16 protein-coding genes are annotated in these 16,119 nt (G+C 64.1%); 3 read left to right on the forward strand and 13 right to left on the reverse strand.

The window, feature by feature from the left end; genetic code table 11:
- Positions 1–278 precede the first annotated feature (278 nt).
- The 9 genes from FQ755_RS04275 to FQ755_RS04315 form a co-directional block, all read right to left on the reverse strand.
- A complete protein-coding gene (locus tag FQ755_RS04275; protein ID WP_144151252.1) occupies positions 279–839 on the reverse strand; it encodes a phosphonate degradation HD-domain oxygenase in 561 nt (186 codons plus the stop codon).
- Positions 840–843: 4 nt separating this feature from the next.
- Entirely contained in the window at positions 844–2,295 is a 1,452-nt protein-coding gene (phnY, locus tag FQ755_RS04280) for a phosphonoacetaldehyde dehydrogenase (RefSeq protein WP_144151254.1), read from the reverse strand.
- Positions 2,292–3,557 carry a phosphonoacetate hydrolase gene (phnA, locus tag FQ755_RS04285; protein WP_144151256.1) on the reverse strand — a complete coding sequence of 422 codons (1,266 nt, stop codon included), beginning with the start codon at positions 3,555–3,557 and terminating at the stop codon, positions 2,292–2,294. The genes phnY and phnA overlap by 4 nt, the downstream gene beginning before the upstream one ends.
- 23 nt (positions 3,558–3,580) lie before the next feature.
- Positions 3,581–4,333, reverse strand: coding sequence for a phosphonate utilization associated transcriptional regulator (locus tag FQ755_RS04290; RefSeq protein WP_144151259.1), 753 nt, complete (start codon positions 4,331–4,333; stop codon positions 3,581–3,583).
- 78 nt (positions 4,334–4,411) lie between these two features.
- A complete protein-coding gene (gene phnV / locus FQ755_RS04295) occupies positions 4,412–5,275 on the reverse strand; it encodes a 2-aminoethylphosphonate ABC transport system, membrane component PhnV (RefSeq protein ID WP_144151261.1) in 864 nt (287 codons plus the stop codon).
- Complete coding sequence (locus FQ755_RS04300; protein WP_144151263.1) at positions 5,275–6,201, reverse strand: 2-aminoethylphosphonate ABC transporter permease subunit; 927 nt, start codon at positions 6,199–6,201, stop codon at positions 5,275–5,277. The genes phnV and FQ755_RS04300 overlap by 1 nt, the downstream gene beginning before the upstream one ends.
- On the reverse strand, positions 6,179–7,276 hold the full coding sequence (phnT, locus tag FQ755_RS04305; RefSeq protein WP_144151265.1) for a 2-aminoethylphosphonate ABC transport system ATP-binding subunit PhnT: 1,098 nt from the start codon (positions 7,274–7,276) through the stop codon (positions 6,179–6,181). Before phnT ends, FQ755_RS04300 begins: the two co-directional genes overlap by 23 nt.
- A 118-nt stretch (positions 7,277–7,394) precedes the next feature.
- On the reverse strand, positions 7,395–8,489 hold the full coding sequence (gene phnS / locus FQ755_RS04310) for a 2-aminoethylphosphonate ABC transporter substrate-binding protein (RefSeq protein ID WP_144151267.1): 1,095 nt from the start codon (positions 8,487–8,489) through the stop codon (positions 7,395–7,397).
- Positions 8,490–8,888: 399 nt separating this feature from the next.
- A complete protein-coding gene (locus FQ755_RS04315; RefSeq protein WP_144151269.1) occupies positions 8,889–9,644 on the reverse strand; it encodes a DeoR/GlpR family DNA-binding transcription regulator in 756 nt (251 codons plus the stop codon).
- Positions 9,645–9,799: 155 nt separating this feature from the next.
- Between FQ755_RS04315 and FQ755_RS04320 the strand changes: the two genes are divergently transcribed.
- Positions 9,800–11,356, forward strand: a complete 1,557-nt coding sequence (locus FQ755_RS04320) for an ABC1 kinase family protein (protein ID WP_144151271.1) — start codon at positions 9,800–9,802, stop codon at positions 11,354–11,356.
- 95 nt (positions 11,357–11,451) lie between these two features.
- Positions 11,452–12,336 (forward strand): DMT family transporter, encoded by an 885-nt coding sequence (locus FQ755_RS04325; RefSeq protein WP_144151273.1) that lies wholly within the window; start codon positions 11,452–11,454, stop codon positions 12,334–12,336.
- A gap of 106 nt (positions 12,337–12,442) precedes the next feature.
- On the opposite strand, the gene FQ755_RS04330 is transcribed toward FQ755_RS04325, so the two are convergent.
- Positions 12,443–13,420, reverse strand: coding sequence for a hypothetical protein (locus FQ755_RS04330; protein ID WP_409937103.1), 978 nt, complete (start codon positions 13,418–13,420; stop codon positions 12,443–12,445).
- Between the two features lie 391 nt (positions 13,421–13,811).
- Here FQ755_RS04330 and nadE point away from each other — a divergent pair, with 391 nt between their 5' ends.
- Positions 13,812–14,663, forward strand: coding sequence for an ammonia-dependent NAD(+) synthetase (gene nadE, locus FQ755_RS04335; RefSeq protein ID WP_144151275.1), 852 nt, complete (start codon positions 13,812–13,814; stop codon positions 14,661–14,663).
- Between the two features lie 20 nt (positions 14,664–14,683).
- Here nadE and FQ755_RS04340 read toward each other — a convergent pair whose 3' ends face one another.
- The 3 genes from FQ755_RS04340 to FQ755_RS04350 all read right to left on the reverse strand — a co-directional run bounded on the left by FQ755_RS04340 (position 14,684) and on the right by FQ755_RS04350 (position 16,042).
- The gene (locus FQ755_RS04340) at positions 14,684–14,950 is read right to left on the reverse strand and encodes an RNA-binding protein (protein ID WP_144151277.1); all 267 of its coding nucleotides are present in this window, start codon (positions 14,948–14,950) and stop codon (positions 14,684–14,686) included.
- 30 nt (positions 14,951–14,980) lie between these two features.
- Positions 14,981–15,277, reverse strand: coding sequence for a hypothetical protein (locus FQ755_RS04345; RefSeq protein ID WP_144151279.1), 297 nt, complete (start codon positions 15,275–15,277; stop codon positions 14,981–14,983).
- A gap of 150 nt (positions 15,278–15,427) precedes the next feature.
- Positions 15,428–16,042 carry a hypothetical protein gene (locus FQ755_RS04350; RefSeq protein ID WP_144151281.1) on the reverse strand — a complete coding sequence of 205 codons (615 nt, stop codon included), beginning with the start codon at positions 16,040–16,042 and terminating at the stop codon, positions 15,428–15,430.
- Positions 16,043–16,119: the final 77 nt, after the last annotated feature.

Consider the following 16,119-nt stretch of genomic DNA (forward strand, 5'->3'; position numbering starts at 1 on the left):
GATTATGAAGAACTTTCGCTACGTCGTCAACAGGTTTTTTATCACTGCCTGAGCCTGCCCACCCCGCCGAAAGCCTTGCCACTGCTGGCTCTCCCGTTCCCCGCGCCCCGTCATCCGGAACGCGAGAGAACGAGATTCTAGCGAGCCCAACCAGGGCGCGCAAGCGTTATTTTGAGAACCATCAAATGCGGAATTACGTCCCGCGACGCCAAGGCCGCGGACCCGAAAACGCGCCCGCGAACACACACAAAAGCGCCCTCGGGAACACAACCACCCGCTCAAGCCGTAGCGTGCGTCTCCATCACCCGCTCCACGACGCTCAGGTAATGGTCCAGATCCGGCGTCGCGCGGTTCGCTTCCTTCGCCAGATCGTCCCAGCGGCGTACCCGCAACGCGTCCTCGGCAAACGGCTTGCCAAGAAACGTTGCGGCTTCCTGCTCGCTGAAAACGCCGCCCTGCAGCTTGAGGCTGCGCACCGAATCCACTGACAGCCGGCCAAAATAAGTATCGTCGATGGCGCACAGGCAGCGCTTTGCGTCCACATGCAGCCGAATCGGCTCCAGCACCGCCTCCGGCAACACCGGCCGCAGAAACGGCAACGCAAAGTATTGATGCAGATCGTCGATGCCGCGCGCAGTCGGCGTCTCGCCGAAGCGGTTCAGCAAATGCCCCAAGTCGTGCAGAAACGCCGCCGCGACCAGTTCATCGCTCGCGCCCTCGCCTTCCGCCAACGCGGCGCTTTGCAGCGCGTGTTCCAGTTGGGTGACCGGTTCGCCGCTATAAGCAACATCACCGTGCTGTTCAAACAAACTACGAATATCTTCCAGACTCAAAGCCACGACATCACTCCCAAGGTAAAGAAAACGTCTTGAGGTTGGTAAAGCTCTTCATGGCTTCCTGCACCCCTTCCTTGTAACCCAAACCCGAATCCTTGATGCCGCCAAACGGCGTCAGCTCGATCCGGAAACCCGGCACTTCCCACACATTGACCGTACCGACCCGCAATTCGTTGATGAACCGCGTAATCGCATCCTGACGGTTGGTACACACTCCCGACGACAACCCGAACGCCGTGCCATTGCTGATCCGGATAGCGTCGTCGAGGGTGTTAAACGTGATGATGGGCGACACCGGCCCAAAGGTTTCTTCGCGCACCAGCGACATCGCCGGGTCCACGCGATCAAGCACGGTCGGCGCATACAGCGCGCCGTCGCGCTGGTTGCCGACCAGCAGCCGGGCGCCGCGCGCCACGGCTTCGTCGACGCGCGCCTCGAAAAGCCGCGCCGCGGCTTCGTCGATGACGGTGCCCATCTGATTGGCGCTGTCGAACGGATCGCCGTAGGACCATGCGCGCGTCTTCTCTACCACCAGCTCAGTAAAGTCCGCCGCCACGCTCTTTTGCACCAGCATCCGCTTGACGGCCGTGCAGCGTTGCCCCGAGTTCTTATAGGAGCCTTGCACGGCGAGCGTGGCCGCCCGTTCGAGGTCGGCGTCTTCGAGGACGATCAACGGATCGTTGCCGCCCAGTTCCAGCACGACCCGTCGATAGGCCGCCTTCGCCGCAATATGTTTGCCGATCGCCACACCGCCCGTGAACGTCACCAGCTCGGCCAGCGGATGCGTGACCAGCTCGTCGGCGATCTCGCCTGGGTCGCCGGTCAACACCTGCAGCATCGGTTCCGGCAAACCGGCTTCGTAAAGCAGATCCGCCAGATAAAACGCCGAGAGCGGCACCTTCTCGGACGGCTTCAGCAAGACCCGATTATTGGTCGCGATAGCCGGCGCCACCTTGTGCGCGACCTGGTTCATCGGATGATTGAACGGCGTAATCGCGACGATCACGCCGGCAAGCGGTTCCCGCTGTGCAAATACCCGACGCTTCCTGCCATGCGGCGTCAGATCGCACGAGAAACTCTGACAGTCGTCACGCAAGGCCTCGGTTGCGGCGAACCTGAACACATCCGCGACGCGCTCAATCTCATGACGCGAGTCCTGCTTCGAGAGACCGGATTCGAGCGAGATCAGATCCGAGGCCGCCTCGGCACGCTCGCGCAACAGGACGGCCGCCCGCTCCAGAATCTGCGAGCGCTCGTAACGCGTGAGCCTCGCCTCGTAGGCGCCGGCATATTCGAACGCGGCGCGGACATCGTCGACGCTGGCCAACGGCACCGTGCCGACGCGCAATCCTGTGTACGGATCGAACACGTCGAGCGTGCGTTCGCGCGACGCCCGCACGCCCTTCAGGCGCAAGGCTTCGGCGCGAAACGCCGGGTGGTCCGTCAGCACGGCGTTCATGCGTCCGCCACGTGATTCAGGGCAAGATCGAACACGTCGAAATTGCGCAGCCGCCGGCCTTCGACGAGACCGTCCAGATGCCGGTTGAAGATCAACGGCACGACCTGTTCGGAGATGCCGCCGTGCGAGCGCAACGGCACAGTCAAGCCGGAAAGGTCATGCTCCGCGCGCCGCGTGCCGAGCACCACGTCTTGCCCGCTAACCACCACGATGTCGCCGACCCGGTCGTTCGGCAGTTCGAAACGTTCGCACGCCGCGCGGTTATCCAGCACCACTTCGACGCCTTCGAGACCGCTCAGCCGTTCGATCATCGGCTTCGCCTTCACGTCCGCAGGCAGATAGATCGTGGCAAACGAGCCCAGCGCGCCGTGGTGGACCACATACGGATCTGTAATCGGCAGAATCACCCGGGCCGCGCGCGCACCGAGCCATTCGTCCAGCACGTCCTGCAGATAGATCACGTTCGGCTCGCCGGTGAGCGGATCGTGCTTCGCGTTCATGCCGTGGTCGGCGGTCAGGCCGATCACCCAGCCGAGCGCGTCGAGCTGAGCGAGATAGCCGTCCATCATGGCGTAGAAGTCGTTCGCGCCCTGCGTGCCCGGCGCCCACTTGTGCTGGATGTAGTCCGTGGTGGACAGGTACATCAGATCGAGCTTGCGGGTCTGCGCGAGCCGCACGCCCGCGGCGAACACGAACTCGGACAGACCCGCGCTATAGACATCCGGCACAGGCAGACCGACCAGATCCAGCACGTCGGCGATGCCGTTTTCTTCCTGTGTCACCGTGTCGGCTTTTTCCGCGGAGAAACAGATGCCTTTGAGTTGCCAGCCGAGCAGGCGGCGCAGCTTGTCTTTCGCGGTCACCACGGCGACCGCCGCGCCTTCTCCGGCCGCGGCGGCCAGCAAGGTTCCGGCGCGCAGATAGGCCGGATCGTTCATCATGACTTCCGCCCCCGCGCCACCGTTGGCCTGCGGATCCCAGAAGTAGTTGCCGCAAATGCCGTGCACCGATGGCGGCACGCCGCAGACGATCGATACGTTATTGGGATTGGTGAAAGAGGGAATCACGCAATCGCCCTTGAGCGCGGAGCCCTCGTTCAGCATCTTGCCGATGAACGGCGTCACGCCCGCTTCGACCGCTGCTTCGAGATAGTCGTATTCACAACCATCCACGCAGACAACGGCCGTCGGCCTCGCGGACAGCCGGTAATGCCGGCCATTCACGTCAACGCTGCGCCCGCTCTGCCCGGACTGGATAGACATTTGCTTTGTTCCCTGCGCGTCACCTACGCGCGTTCTTCGTCGATGGGCGCCGAGATCGGCAACCCGCTGCGTTGCCCAGCGCCTTCAACCGGTTGACAAGCCTCATGCGCCCGCCGTAATCCGCCGTTGACGTGCGCATGCATCAGCGTGGCGGCCTGATCGGCGTCACGCGAAGCCAGCGCGGTCAGGATGGCGCGATGTTCGGCAAGCGAGCGCTCCATCGCGTCGGCGCGCACGACCAGCGCCGCGCGCCGGAACAGACTCAACTCGCCCACCAGACGCCGGTACGTCTCATACAGCTTGCGGTTGCCCGCCGCCGCGACGATGCCGTCGTGAAACGCCACATTGGCACGCGCGTAGGCGTCGTGATCCTCTGCATCCAGCGCGACGCGCATCGCGTCAATGTGCTTGCGCAGCCCCGCCAGTTGCGCCGCGTCGATACTCGACGCCAGCATCCGGCAGGCCGCCTCTTCGAGCACGGCCCGCACGGCGTAAATCTCATCCGCCTCCGCCAGCGACACCACCCGCACGAATACGCCGCGATTCTTCTCGGTTCGCACGAGCCCCGCCTGTTCCAGCGCCCGGAACGCCTCGCGCACCGGCCCGCGCGAAACCTGCAGACGCGCGGCCCAGTCCGACTCGTTGAGCTTCGCGCCGGGCGCCAGCGCGCCTTCGATGATGTTTCGCTCGATTTCGGCGCGAACCAGCGCCGTGAGCGAATGCCGGCGGACGACGTCAATCGGATCGGCTGGGGCGTTTTCCATATTTTCGGTCATTTCGACATTTTTTGCCACATCCACGTGTGTCGAACAGCAACACGACATTCGACACCGGAAGTCAGGGCAAGCCGCGGGTCAGTCGGCCCGGCGGCGCGGAACCCGGGCGGCGATCAGCAGCAGCGCGGCGAGAGAGACAAGCAGCAGGATCAGCGAGAGCGCGGAGGCCGGCAGGTAGTAGCCGCGCTCCACCTGGCCGACCACGACGATCGGCACCGTCGCAAATCCGGGCGGATAGACGGTCAAGGTGGCGCCCAGTTCGCCGAGCGACAGCGCGAAACCGAGCGCGAGACTCGCGCGGATGGCCGGCACCAGTTGCGGCAGGACGACCCGCCGCAGCACCATCGACGGCGGCGCGCCGAGGCTGGCAGCGGCCTCGCGCAGGACGGTCAGTTCGGGGCGCAGCGCGGCGGCGGCGCAGCGGTAGCAGAACGGCAGCACCAGCGCGAGCTGGACGAACACGACGATGGCCGCCGAGCTCGACAGATCGAGCGGACGCTTGTGATACGCGATCAGCACGGCCAGTCCGAGCACCACGCTCGGCACGCCGTTGGGCATCATCGCGATCGTGTCGACGAGTGCGCCGAGCCCGCGCCGGTCGCGCCCTTCGAGCGCCAGCGCCAGCCAGAGTCCGAGAATCGTGCCGAGCACCGCCACACCGAAGCCGATTTCGAGACTCGTGGTGAGCGCGTCGAAATCGCTCGAACCGAGCCGTTCGAACCAGCGCATGCTGAAGCCGTCAGGCAGGATCGTGCCCGACCAATGGGCGGCCACGCTGGAAAGCGCCACCACCACCACCGGCAGCACGAACAACCAGAAGCACAGCAGCGCGGCAAACGCGAGGAACATGCCGCCGACGATGCGCGTCAGCAGACTGCGCTGCACCGGCCGCGCCCGCTTGTGCATGACCGGCAAGACAGTGGGATCCAGTTCGACGGCCATTACCGTGCTCCTCTAACCTTGCGTCGGTTGACCTGGCGGTACAACGCATACAGCGACAAAGACATCATCAGCATCACGACTGCGCCGGCGGCGGCGGTCGGCAAATCCAGATCGACGGTCGCCGAACTGTAGATGGCCACCGGCAGCGTGATCAGATGCGCACTGCCGAGCACCAGCAGAATGCCGAACTCGTTGAGCGTCAGCAGAAAACACAGAATCGTTCCAGCGGCGATGCCCGGCCAGGCGAGCGGCAGGATCACCTTGAAGGCCACCATCAGGCCGTTTGCGCCGAGACTGCGAGCGGCTTCGATCAGACGCATGTCGAGCGTGGCGAACGAAGCGAGCGTCGGCCGCACGACGAATGGCGCATAAAACACCACCTCGGCGAGAATCACGCCGCCCACGCCGAACAGGAAATCGAGCGGCGGCGTCTGCAGATGGAACAGACGCTGCAGGCCGATGCTCACCGAGCCTTGCGAGCCGTACAGAAAGATCAGCGTGAAGGCGACCAGAAACGACGGAAACGCCACGAACAATTCCAGAAAACGCGTCACGAGACGCGCGCCGGGAAACGGTTTGAAGAACAGCATCGAGGCGAGCGCCACGCCGAGCAGTGAGGCAAGGCCTGCGCTGGCGAACAGGATCCACAGCGTGGTGCCGATCACGCCGCGCGTTTCCGGATTGCCGAAGAACGCGCCGTAAGCCTGAAAGCCGAAGCCGCCATGCGGGCCGGTCAGACTCAGCAACACAAGCCGCACCAGCGGATAAATCACCAGCGGTCCCAACACCACCACGACGAGAAACAGCAGATGCCACTGCGCCGCGCGTTCGCGGCGCCGCACGGCGGCCGCGTGCGAAGCGAAAGTGGCGGCGCGCCGCGCGTCGCCGAGCGCGTCGGCGCTATCAGGGGTGGATAAGGACGACATCGTCTGCCTCATAGCGCAAAGAGATGCGTGCGCCCTTTTCAGGCGACATGCCGTGGCCACGCTGCATCGTGACGAGCACGGGCTCGTTAGGCATTGCGTCGAGGACGATCGAAACGGACAGCACCGCGCCATACCATTCGACCGAACTGATCGTGCCATGCAGATGCCCTTCGCCAAGCGGCACGATCCGCAGCGCCTCGGGGCGCAGACAGGCGACGCGATCGCGTTCGTTATGGCGCGAATCGCCCATCGAAAACGCGACCTGCGGCGGCAACAGATTAGCGGCGCCCAGATAGCGCGCGACGAAGCCGTCATTCGGCTGGTCGTACAGTTCTTGCGGCGTACCGAGTTGCGCGATATGCCCTTCGCGCATCAGCAGCGTGCGGTCGGACAACACCAGCGCGTCGTCCTGGTCGTGCGTCACGCACACAATGGTCAGATTCGGCAGGCGCTCGTGCAGCGCCTTCAGTTCGGAACGCACCGAGGCGCGCAGGTTGGCGTCGAGTGCGGAAAGCGGTTCATCGAGCAGCAGCACGTCAGGCTCGATCACCAGCGCACGCGCCAGCGCCACGCGCTGCTGCATGCCGCCGGATAGCTGGGCTGGCATCACATGGCCGGCGTCGCCCAGTTGCACGAGCTTGAGCGCATCCGCGACGCGACGTGCAATGTTTTTGGACGACTCGCGCCGCGCGCGCAGGCCGAAGGCCACGTTCTCGAAGACAGAAAGATGAGGAAACAGCGCATAGCTCTGGAACAGCAGCCCCAGATTGCGTTTGTGCGGCGGCACATGCGTGAGGTCGTGACCGGCCACCGTCAAGGTGCCGGCCAGCCCGTCCGCTTCGATGAATCCGGCGATGAAACGCAACAGCGTGGTCTTGCCGCAACCGCTGCGGCCGAGCACGGTCAGCAGTTCGCCGCGCTCGATATTCAGCGACAGGTCGTCGAGCACCGTGCGCGTACCGAAGCGCACGGTCAGATGCTCGATCTGCACGCCGCCCGGCGTGCCCGGCTGCGCCGCAGCGAGCGCCTCCGGTGAGGCGCCGAGCGCGCCAGGGGCAAGAGTTGCGGTATTCACCGGATTCGTCCTCCAACTAGGTATTGCGGGTGAAACCTCGCGCGCCGCCCACGCGCCAGTTCCCTATTAAAGGAAGCCGGCCGGACCGGCAGCAGCGCGGCGAGGCGTGCTGCGAGACTTACTGCGCCGGCTTGACGACTTCCACCTGCTTGCCGGAGTTGCCGATCACGTCGTTCTTCCAGCGTGCCGTCCAGTCGGCCTTCTTGGCCATGACCTGGGTCCAGTCCACCGGAATCAGCTTGACACCGGCAATCGCCTGCTTGACGGCTTCGCCGTTCTTGCCGGCGAGCGGCACGTCGGTGCGGCCCGGAATACCGAAGATGTCCGGCACCTTGGCCTGCACGTCCTTCGACATCAGATAGTCGATCAGCTTCTTGCCTTCAGCCTGGTTCGGGCCGTTCTTGATCAGGCCGATCGCGTATGGCAACTGGAACGTGGTCGGCTTGCCACCGGCGGCTGCGGCGAGGAAGATCGGCTTGAGCGACAGACCGCCGTTCGCCTGGTCGTCCAGATCCATCTGCAGGTCGCCGTTGGCAAGCGAGATTTCGTTGCGCGAAAGCAGCACGTCGAGGTAGCCCGTACCCTTGGTGTGGAACTTGGCGCTTTGTTCGAGTTTCTTCAGATAGTCGAACGCCTTGTCTTCACCCATCAGCGAAGTCGTGAGAATGATCACGGCCATGCCGTCGCCGGCGGTGGCCGGATTCGAATAGGCAACCTTGCCCGTGTAATCCGGGCTCAGCAGATCCGCGAAGGTCTTCGGCTGGGTCTTCACCACGTCCGGGTTGATCGCGAACGAGAAGTAGTTGTTCACGAAGGTCGCCCACGTGCCGTTGGACGCCTTAGCGATCGCCGGCACGTTCTTGTAGTTGGCGCTCTGGTAAGCCTGCAGCAGGCCGGACTGATCGGCTTGCTGGATGAACGGCGGCAGCGTGACGAGAACATCGGCCTTCGGCGCATCCTTTTCGATGGTCGCGCGATTCACCACTTCACCACTACCGGCCGTAACGATGTTGACCTTGACGCCTTCCTGCTTTTCAAAGCCCGGCAGCACGTCCTTGTAGAGGTTTTCGAGGCCATCGGCCGTGTACAGCACCACCGCGTCGGCGGCCTGGGCCGGCAATGCCGTGCCTCCGAATGCTGCAGCCACCACGAGTGCCGGCAAAGTTTTGCGGACGATGCTGGCAGTCGCGCGAAGGTGATTCGTCTTTTTCATGTCGTTCTCTCCGAAAGGCAGTAAACCAGACGGTCGGGAAATCCCGATACCTGTTGTGATTTGACGGCGGTCGCACCGCGCCGCTTACGTTTGTGCTCGCAGCCGGCCGCCAGCTTCATGCAATTGCAGATTGCTGACAACCCTTCTGCTTGATCTCCAGCCAGACTGACAGCCAACCCATCCTTACTACGCTGCCTGCCTTGTCCGAACGGGCACCGCAAGAATTGCAGGTTTCCGTGACAGGGCCATGACCATTCTGTCGGCATCCAATAAATGACACAATTCGCCAATAATGTGCAAACCGCACAGAGCGGGAAAAGTGGATTCGTCTGACGAGAAAGGGGCAACGTCCATCGAAACCCCTCCATGCCGGAAGGGATGAACCATCGCGCGGCGTGCTCAGGCAATCAGCAGTTCCGGTCCGCGCGCGGCGATTTCCTTGGCAAGCGCCCGGTCCGGCGCCAGTTCGGTCACGAGATAACGGGCGCTCTCGAAACCGTTGATGCGCACCGGCGTGACACGGCCGAATTTCGAATTGTCCGCCACCACCACCACCAGGTTCGCGGCCGCAATCATCCGGCTGCGCACCTCGGCGGCCATGCGCGTGTAATCCGTAAGCCAGCCATCCGGCGAAATTCCGCCCGCGCCGACGAAGGAAAAATCCGCGTGATATTGGGTCAACTGATGGACCGTGTCGAGGCCGAAAGTGGCGTCCTCGTTCTCCGACAGCTCGCCGCCCAGCAGGGTGACGCGATTCTCGTTACGGCGACCGAGCAATAGCGCGATGCGCCAGTCGTTGGTGTAGACCGTCAGCCGGTGGCGCGCGGTCAAGGCGCGCGCCACGGCCTGCGTCGTGCTGCCGGAGTCGATGATGAGCGAGGCGCCGTCGGGCACCAGCTCGGCCGCGCGTTCGCCGATGGCGCGCTTGGCGCCGGCATTGGCCGCCTCGCGCACGTCCAGATCGGGCTCGCGGCGGTCGCCCGAGAGCGCGCCGCCGTGCGTCGTGACGATCAGACCGCGGCCCGCCAGGGCATTCAGATCGCGCCGGATGGTTTCGCGCGACACGTTCAGTTCGCGCACCAGTTCGGCTACCGACAGCGCGCCGTTGCGGGTGACTTGCGCGAGAATGTATTGATGACGTTGTTCAGCAAGCATCGGGAGATGGCCAGCAGGCGGCGCGCGTGGGGATTGTGAGTGCGCCGTATTGTATTACGCGCCGGGCGTGGATGCTCCTGTTGCAGCGCTTACCTGCTAACCTGATGGCTCTGGCCGCGCGTTGCCCGACGCGCGCCGTGCCATACGAACTGCCCATGCCGCCACTGTTTCGCCGCTTACTGCTGTTGTTCCACGCGCTGCGCTTCGGCGCACGCCTCATCTGGCTTGCGGCGCCGCGCGAGCACAAGCTGCACTGGATCGTCACCCTCGTCAAACGGGTGCATGCCACCGAAGCCGGCCGCGACAGCCTGCACAACATGCTGCCCACGCTGGGTCCGCTTGCCACGACCTTCCTGCAAAACCTGGCGGCGCACCCGGAACTCGCCAGCGGCAGCATGCACGAGGCCTTCGACGCCATCGGCCGTATGGAAGAACCGCTGCCGCCGAACCAGGTGGAGGGCGCGCTGGCGAGCGCGCTCGGCCGGCCGTTGACGGGGCTCTTCACGCGCATCGAACTCGTGGCCGCGCGCAGCGGCTTCGCCGAACAGACCCACCTCGCCCGTCTCGCCGAGCCGGTGAATGGCCATCGCGACATTGCGATCAAATTTGTGCGCGCACAGCAGGTCCAGCAGATCGGCGACGAACTGGCTTTGCTGCGCTGGGTGGCGCGCTGGCTGGAAAACCTCTCCGGCGACGCACGCCGGCTGAAGGTGCGCGCCCTCGCGCAATCTTTTACTGACGACGTGCTGCGGCGCTTCGACCTGCGCGCCGAAGCGGCCAATCTGAGTCAGACCGGCCATCACTTCGACGGCGACAAGCGGCTCGCCGTGCCAGACGTGATCTGGGAACTGTGCGGCACGCACACACTGGCGGTGCAGCACATCGACACCCTGGCGGCGACGGATCTGCCCGGCCTGCACGCGCATCACGTCAGGCTCGCGCCACTCGCGACGCACCTGGTCGAAGTCGTCACCGAACAGGCCTTCGAGCACGGTTTCTTTCACGCCACCTTCGACGCCGGCCATGTGCGCGTGAGCATCGAACCGGCGACGCTCGGACGCATCGTGCTGGCCGAATTTGCGGTGATGTCGAGCCTCTCCTCGCACGAGCGCGGATTTTTCGTGCATGGCGCCACCGCGCTGTTCGATCAGGACTACGCGCGCCTTGCCGACCTGCACCGCGACGCGGGCCACGTTCATCCCGACACCCGAACGGAAGTGCTGGAGGCCGAACTGCGCCGGCGCAGCGAAGCGCACTTCGCAGCCGAGCCCGAGGATCGCACGGCGGGCTCGCTGTTTCATCATCTGCTGCACGCGGTTCAGCCGTTCGAAGGCGCCGTCTCGCCGCGGCTCGCAACGGCCCAGCGCTCGTTCGAACAGGCGGAGACGCTGGCACGCGCCCTGCATCCGGGCGTCGATACCTGGAATGTTGCGCGCACGGTACTGGCGGGAATCGCGCAACGCGACGTCGATCATCGCGGCTGGATCAAACGTATCGCCCAGGAGTTGCCGCATCTCGCGCATATGTTGCCGCGCGTGCCGCAACTCGCGGTGCGCTACCTGCAGCATCAGCACGATGCGGGCGGCCAGCGGCAACAGGCGACCCTGATGCGAGAGCTGGGAGTGGAATACCGGCGGACGCGGATTCTGCTATGGGCCTGCGTGCTGTGCGGCGGCCTGCTCGGCGCGGGGGCGGTGTTGCTGACACGCTGACCACCGCCGGTGCGGTGCAGTGCAGCTTCGAACAAGACACCCGCCCAGCGCCACGCAATACTGCGAGACTTTTACGCCGCCACCGACGACGTCTCATGCTCGCTACCCTTACCGCCGCGGTCTTTGTCGTGCTCTGGTCGACGGGCTTCGTGGTCGCCCGCGCGATCACGCCCTTCGCCGATCCCAATCTGTTCCTGCTGGCCCGCTTCGGCGGCACGGCCTTGCTGTTCGCACTTGCTGCGGGGCTCGCGCGCGCCGCGTGGCCGCGCGGGCGCGACCTCGGCAAGCATCTGCTCGCGGGCGCACTGCTGCAAGGCGTGTATCTCGGCGCCGGCTACTGGGCCGTGGCTCAAGGCCTGAGCGCCGGCGTGATGGCCCTGCTCGGCGCCCTGCAACCGTTGCTGACCGCGGCCGTGGCCGCCCCGCTATTCGGCGAGCGCCTGTCGCGGCGCGGCTGGGCAGGCATGGCCCTGGGCCTTGCGGGCGTCGTGCTGGTGCTGCAACCGAAACTGACCGCAGCGGCATCGCACGCCCCACATCTGCCGCACGGCGCGGCGCCGGGATGGCTGGTGGTGACCGTGTCGATTCTGGCGATCGGCGCGATCACGGCGGGCACGCTGTTCCAGAAGACCTCCCTCGCCCGCGCCGATCTGCGCAGCGCCAGCGCCGTGCAGAACTTCGGCGCAGCGATGGTGGCCGCGATCCTCGCGCTGGCGTTGGACGAGCATCGCTGGGTAGCGGCGTCGGCGACGCTGTGGGGGTCGCTTGCGTGGGGGGTCATCATGCTGTCCGGCATCAGCGTGACGTTGCTGGTCTGGATGGTCCGGCGCGGCGACGCCTCGCGGGCCACCGCGCTGATGTTTCTGGCGCCGCCTCTCGCAGCCGTCGAAGGCTATCTTGGGTTCGGCGAAACGCTTCTGCCGGTGCAGGTCGCGGGCTTTGTGCTGGCGCTGCTCGGGGTGTTGCTGGCGCGCTCGTAGCGGTTGCACACGGCGGCTGGCACGGCGGGTTTCGTCACCCGCCCGGCCGGCTCGTGGTCTGTAGGCCCGTGGACGCCTGTCAATTGCATGTGGGTTGAGTGGCCTTTTAGTCTGCCGTATCCGCGCCAGCCGGGACTTTCGCTTCGGCCTTGCCGCCCGGTGCCGGCGACCACGCCGGACGCGTCTTGCGTTCCGAATCGACCACGACGATATAGCGCCCCGCCCACGGCGTCACCTGACGATCGCTATGCAGCACCCACAGCGACTGGCCCGACTCGACGAGCGCCTGATACTCCGCGTCGAGAATGCCGTAGTGATCGAGGAAGACATTCAGCGACGCGGGAATCCGCACGCATCCCTTCGAATGGCGAATGCCGAGCAGCGGTTCGAGCTTGTCGGGATCCGTCGCGTGCATCTGAAAGCGCATCTGCGACATGCCGCCCTTGCCCCAGCCGCGTTCGCCCTGAGTCCAGCCGAGATCGAAAATCCGCATGTCGCGCTTGCCATAACCGCGAATGCCATTCTGATTCATCGTGCCTTCGGCGCGAAAATCCATATTATCGGGGGTATGCTCGAACACGCCGAGCGGCGTAACGAAGTGATCGAATTCGCCCGGCCTGCCCGTCGCCACCGGCGCGGCGCCGATCATTACCCACTTATCGGACGGCGTGGGACGAAAATAGATGAACAGCGCCTGGACATTGGCATTGCGATCGACCAGCACAATATATTCACCCGCGAGACTGCCGAGTTGATTCTGTTCAAGCGCCGCTTCGAGCCGCTCGCCATATTCCTGTTGGACTGTTGCCGGCACATTCAGACGGCGCTTCACGTCGCGTGCAAACAAGGCGCGTAATAACAGCGCCCGATGCGGGTCGACTAGGCCCGCGGCGTCCGGCGCGGCCACGGAGGAAGCCGTTATATCGACAGGCGGAGCGGGATCGCGATTCGGCGCGCCGGCCGCCTGTGCGATAGAGAAAGCCAACGGGAATAATGCGGCACCGAACCATGCACGGCCTATACTTTCAACCCGCAATCTGTTGCGCCTGACGATACGACAATTGATTCCAATGCATGGGTTCATTGTGTTTTTTTCAGTGGCTGGTCAAGCCGTTTTTTGTAGTCCGTTTTTTGTAGTCATTACGCAGTCGAGCAAACCCGCCTTTCATCGATCCTCAAGCGGCTTATTCCGCGTCCAGATGCACGCACGATATTACTCAGCGCATCTGTTTCTGTCGATCATCGTTCGGCTTGAATGCAGCTTCAATATCCGCCATTTATCTGACACTACGCTGACGCGATTAAATCGCCGGGCAAACTGCCCGGCTGATTTTGGGCCGTAACGGCCGCCGTCGAATCAGATGCGGCAAATGCCCGGCGCGAAACGGTATTAACCGGCAAAATAGCTGGCAGCAATGACGATTCACCGTTCGGCCAGATCACTTCGCACGGCCGCACACTCGCCAGGGAAAAACATGATCCAGGACGACCCGACCGTCCGCCAACGGCACATCGCTGCAGAACTGCACGTCACGCAAGATTTCGTCGCAGAGCAGGAAATCGAGCGACGCGTCGCGTTTCTCGCGCAATACCTGCGAGAGAGCGGTCTTAAGACTTACGTGCTCGGTATTAGCGGCGGTGTCGATTCGACCACGGCAGGACGGCTCGCGCAGCTTGCGGTCGAACGCCTGCGCGCCGGGCAGTACGAAGCGCGCTTCGTTGCGATGCGTCTGCCTTACGGGATCCAGCAGGACGAAGCGGATGCGCAGCAGGCGCTCGCTTTCATTCGCGCCGACGAAAACCTCACCATCGACGTCAAGCCGGCGGCCGACGCCATGCTCGCGTCACTGGCCGCGGCCGGCGTGCCGTTTGCCGATCACGCGCAGCAGGACTTCGTCCACGGCAACATCAAGGCAAGGCAACGCATGATCGCGCAGTATGCGGTGGCGGGATCGCGCGCCGGCGTCGTGATTGGCACGGATCACGCGGCCGAGTCGGTCATGGGATTTTTCACCAAATTCGGCGATGGCGGCGCGGACGTCCTGCCGCTCGCAGGTCTCAACAAGCGCCGGGTGCGCGCGCTTGCCGGCGCATTGGGCGCGCCGGACGCACTCGCGCACAAGGTGCCGACAGCGGATCTGGAAATGTTGCGTCCGCAGCGTCCGGACGAGGATGCATACGGCATCCCATACAACGACATCGATGATTTTCTGGAGGGTAAGCCGGTCGCCGCAGCAGTCCGCGAGACCGTATTGCGTTTCTATGAAAGCACGCGGCACAAGCGCGCGCTGCCCTACACGCCATTCGACTGGCCGGCCCGGCAGTAGGCCTCTTATAGACCACCCGCTCAGCCGGGCGGCGGATTTTCTTCGTCGAACAACTCGCTGCTAGCGGTTAGCGCCCTGCCGGCCAGGTGCTTGCCCTGCAATTGCCGGGCGATCACTTCACCAACATACGGGCCGTCCGCCGACAGTTCGACTGCGGCATACGCCTCGGGCGTGCCGATCTCATGGACCGTCACGCTTTTCGCGTAGTGTCCTAGCTCATGCTGGAGAAACTCGCGCACTTCCTGCTCGGAGCAGGATTCAGCGATGTTCCGGACGAACAGGTTCATGTTTGCAACGTCCTCGGCTTGACACCCGCGTTAGCGGCCGCGGCGGTCCGTGCTGCGAATCCGCACAGGCTGAAGACTGGCACGCGCCTTGGCCTCTGCAACGGCAGCCGCACCGGTGATCAAAGCTGCGCCGAAAGCGGCCAATGACAGATAAAAGGCAATCATTTCAAATCTCCCCTTCGAATTACGTCCTGTTGTCAGGATAGACGGCATCGACCGTAAATACGGCGCGACACGTGATCTTGAGCAATTTCGATTCCAGTCATCGTACCCCAGCAAAGCCTGCCGAATCACGCTGGAAAGCACAATGCGCTGTTGGCGGCGCATTTGACAGGTCGTGCCGCTGATACCACCCTTTACAGGCAGCGCCGAAAATACTCATTAATGCACTGTACCTGAATAAGCGCCTGGACAAATACGTAAACCGCGCTGTTTGATGCAGTCGCAACATTTTCGGCGGTTGGGGTATGCATTATTTCAAGGTTCGCCGTCGTGAGAACCGGTCGCCACGTTGACGCCGCTCACATCGCAAGAGTCCCGTCCAAAGCCTGCATAAGCCGCGGACCAGTTGCCGGTAATCGCGGCCTGCGCATCGCTCAGGCTCAGTTTGCCCTCGCAGACGCAATGTTTGAGATGGACGACAAAGCGTGCCTTGCGGCGCTCGCCGCTGGTGCCCGCCCAAGGCAACAGGTCGAGATTGGCCGGCGCGTCCGGCGAGCCGCCCAGCAAGACGGGCACGCGCCGGTCGAGGGCGTAGTCGGCGCTGTCGTCCGCGCCAATGCCACGTTCGGCGAGCAGACGTTGCTTGTGCTGCATCATCACGTCGACGGGGGGCGAGACGGCGTCGACGTAATCGGGACGGCAGATCGTGTCGGCAATCGACTGCTGGGTGACGCGCTCGTCGAGCATCGCCGCAGTTTGGGCCGTGGCCTGACCGGCGCGCGATGCGGCGAGCGCGCCGACCATCACCAGCAAACCGATACGTGCAACCCGCCCGGCGTCACATGCGTAGGCCCGCTCAAACGCGCGCAAGACGCCAGATTTTCTACTGCGCAGCGCGTCGCCACGCCTGCCTGCCTTTCCTGGATTCATTCGTCAGCGCGCCAGGCCTTGACGCGGAATGGTTAAATTCGCAGGACAATTAAAACACATTCACCCCGGACGGGGGC

Origin of the sequence: Paraburkholderia sp. BCC1885, from assembly GCF_900996235.1 — a bacterium.
Classification (GTDB): Bacteria; Pseudomonadota; Gammaproteobacteria; order Burkholderiales; family Burkholderiaceae; genus Paraburkholderia.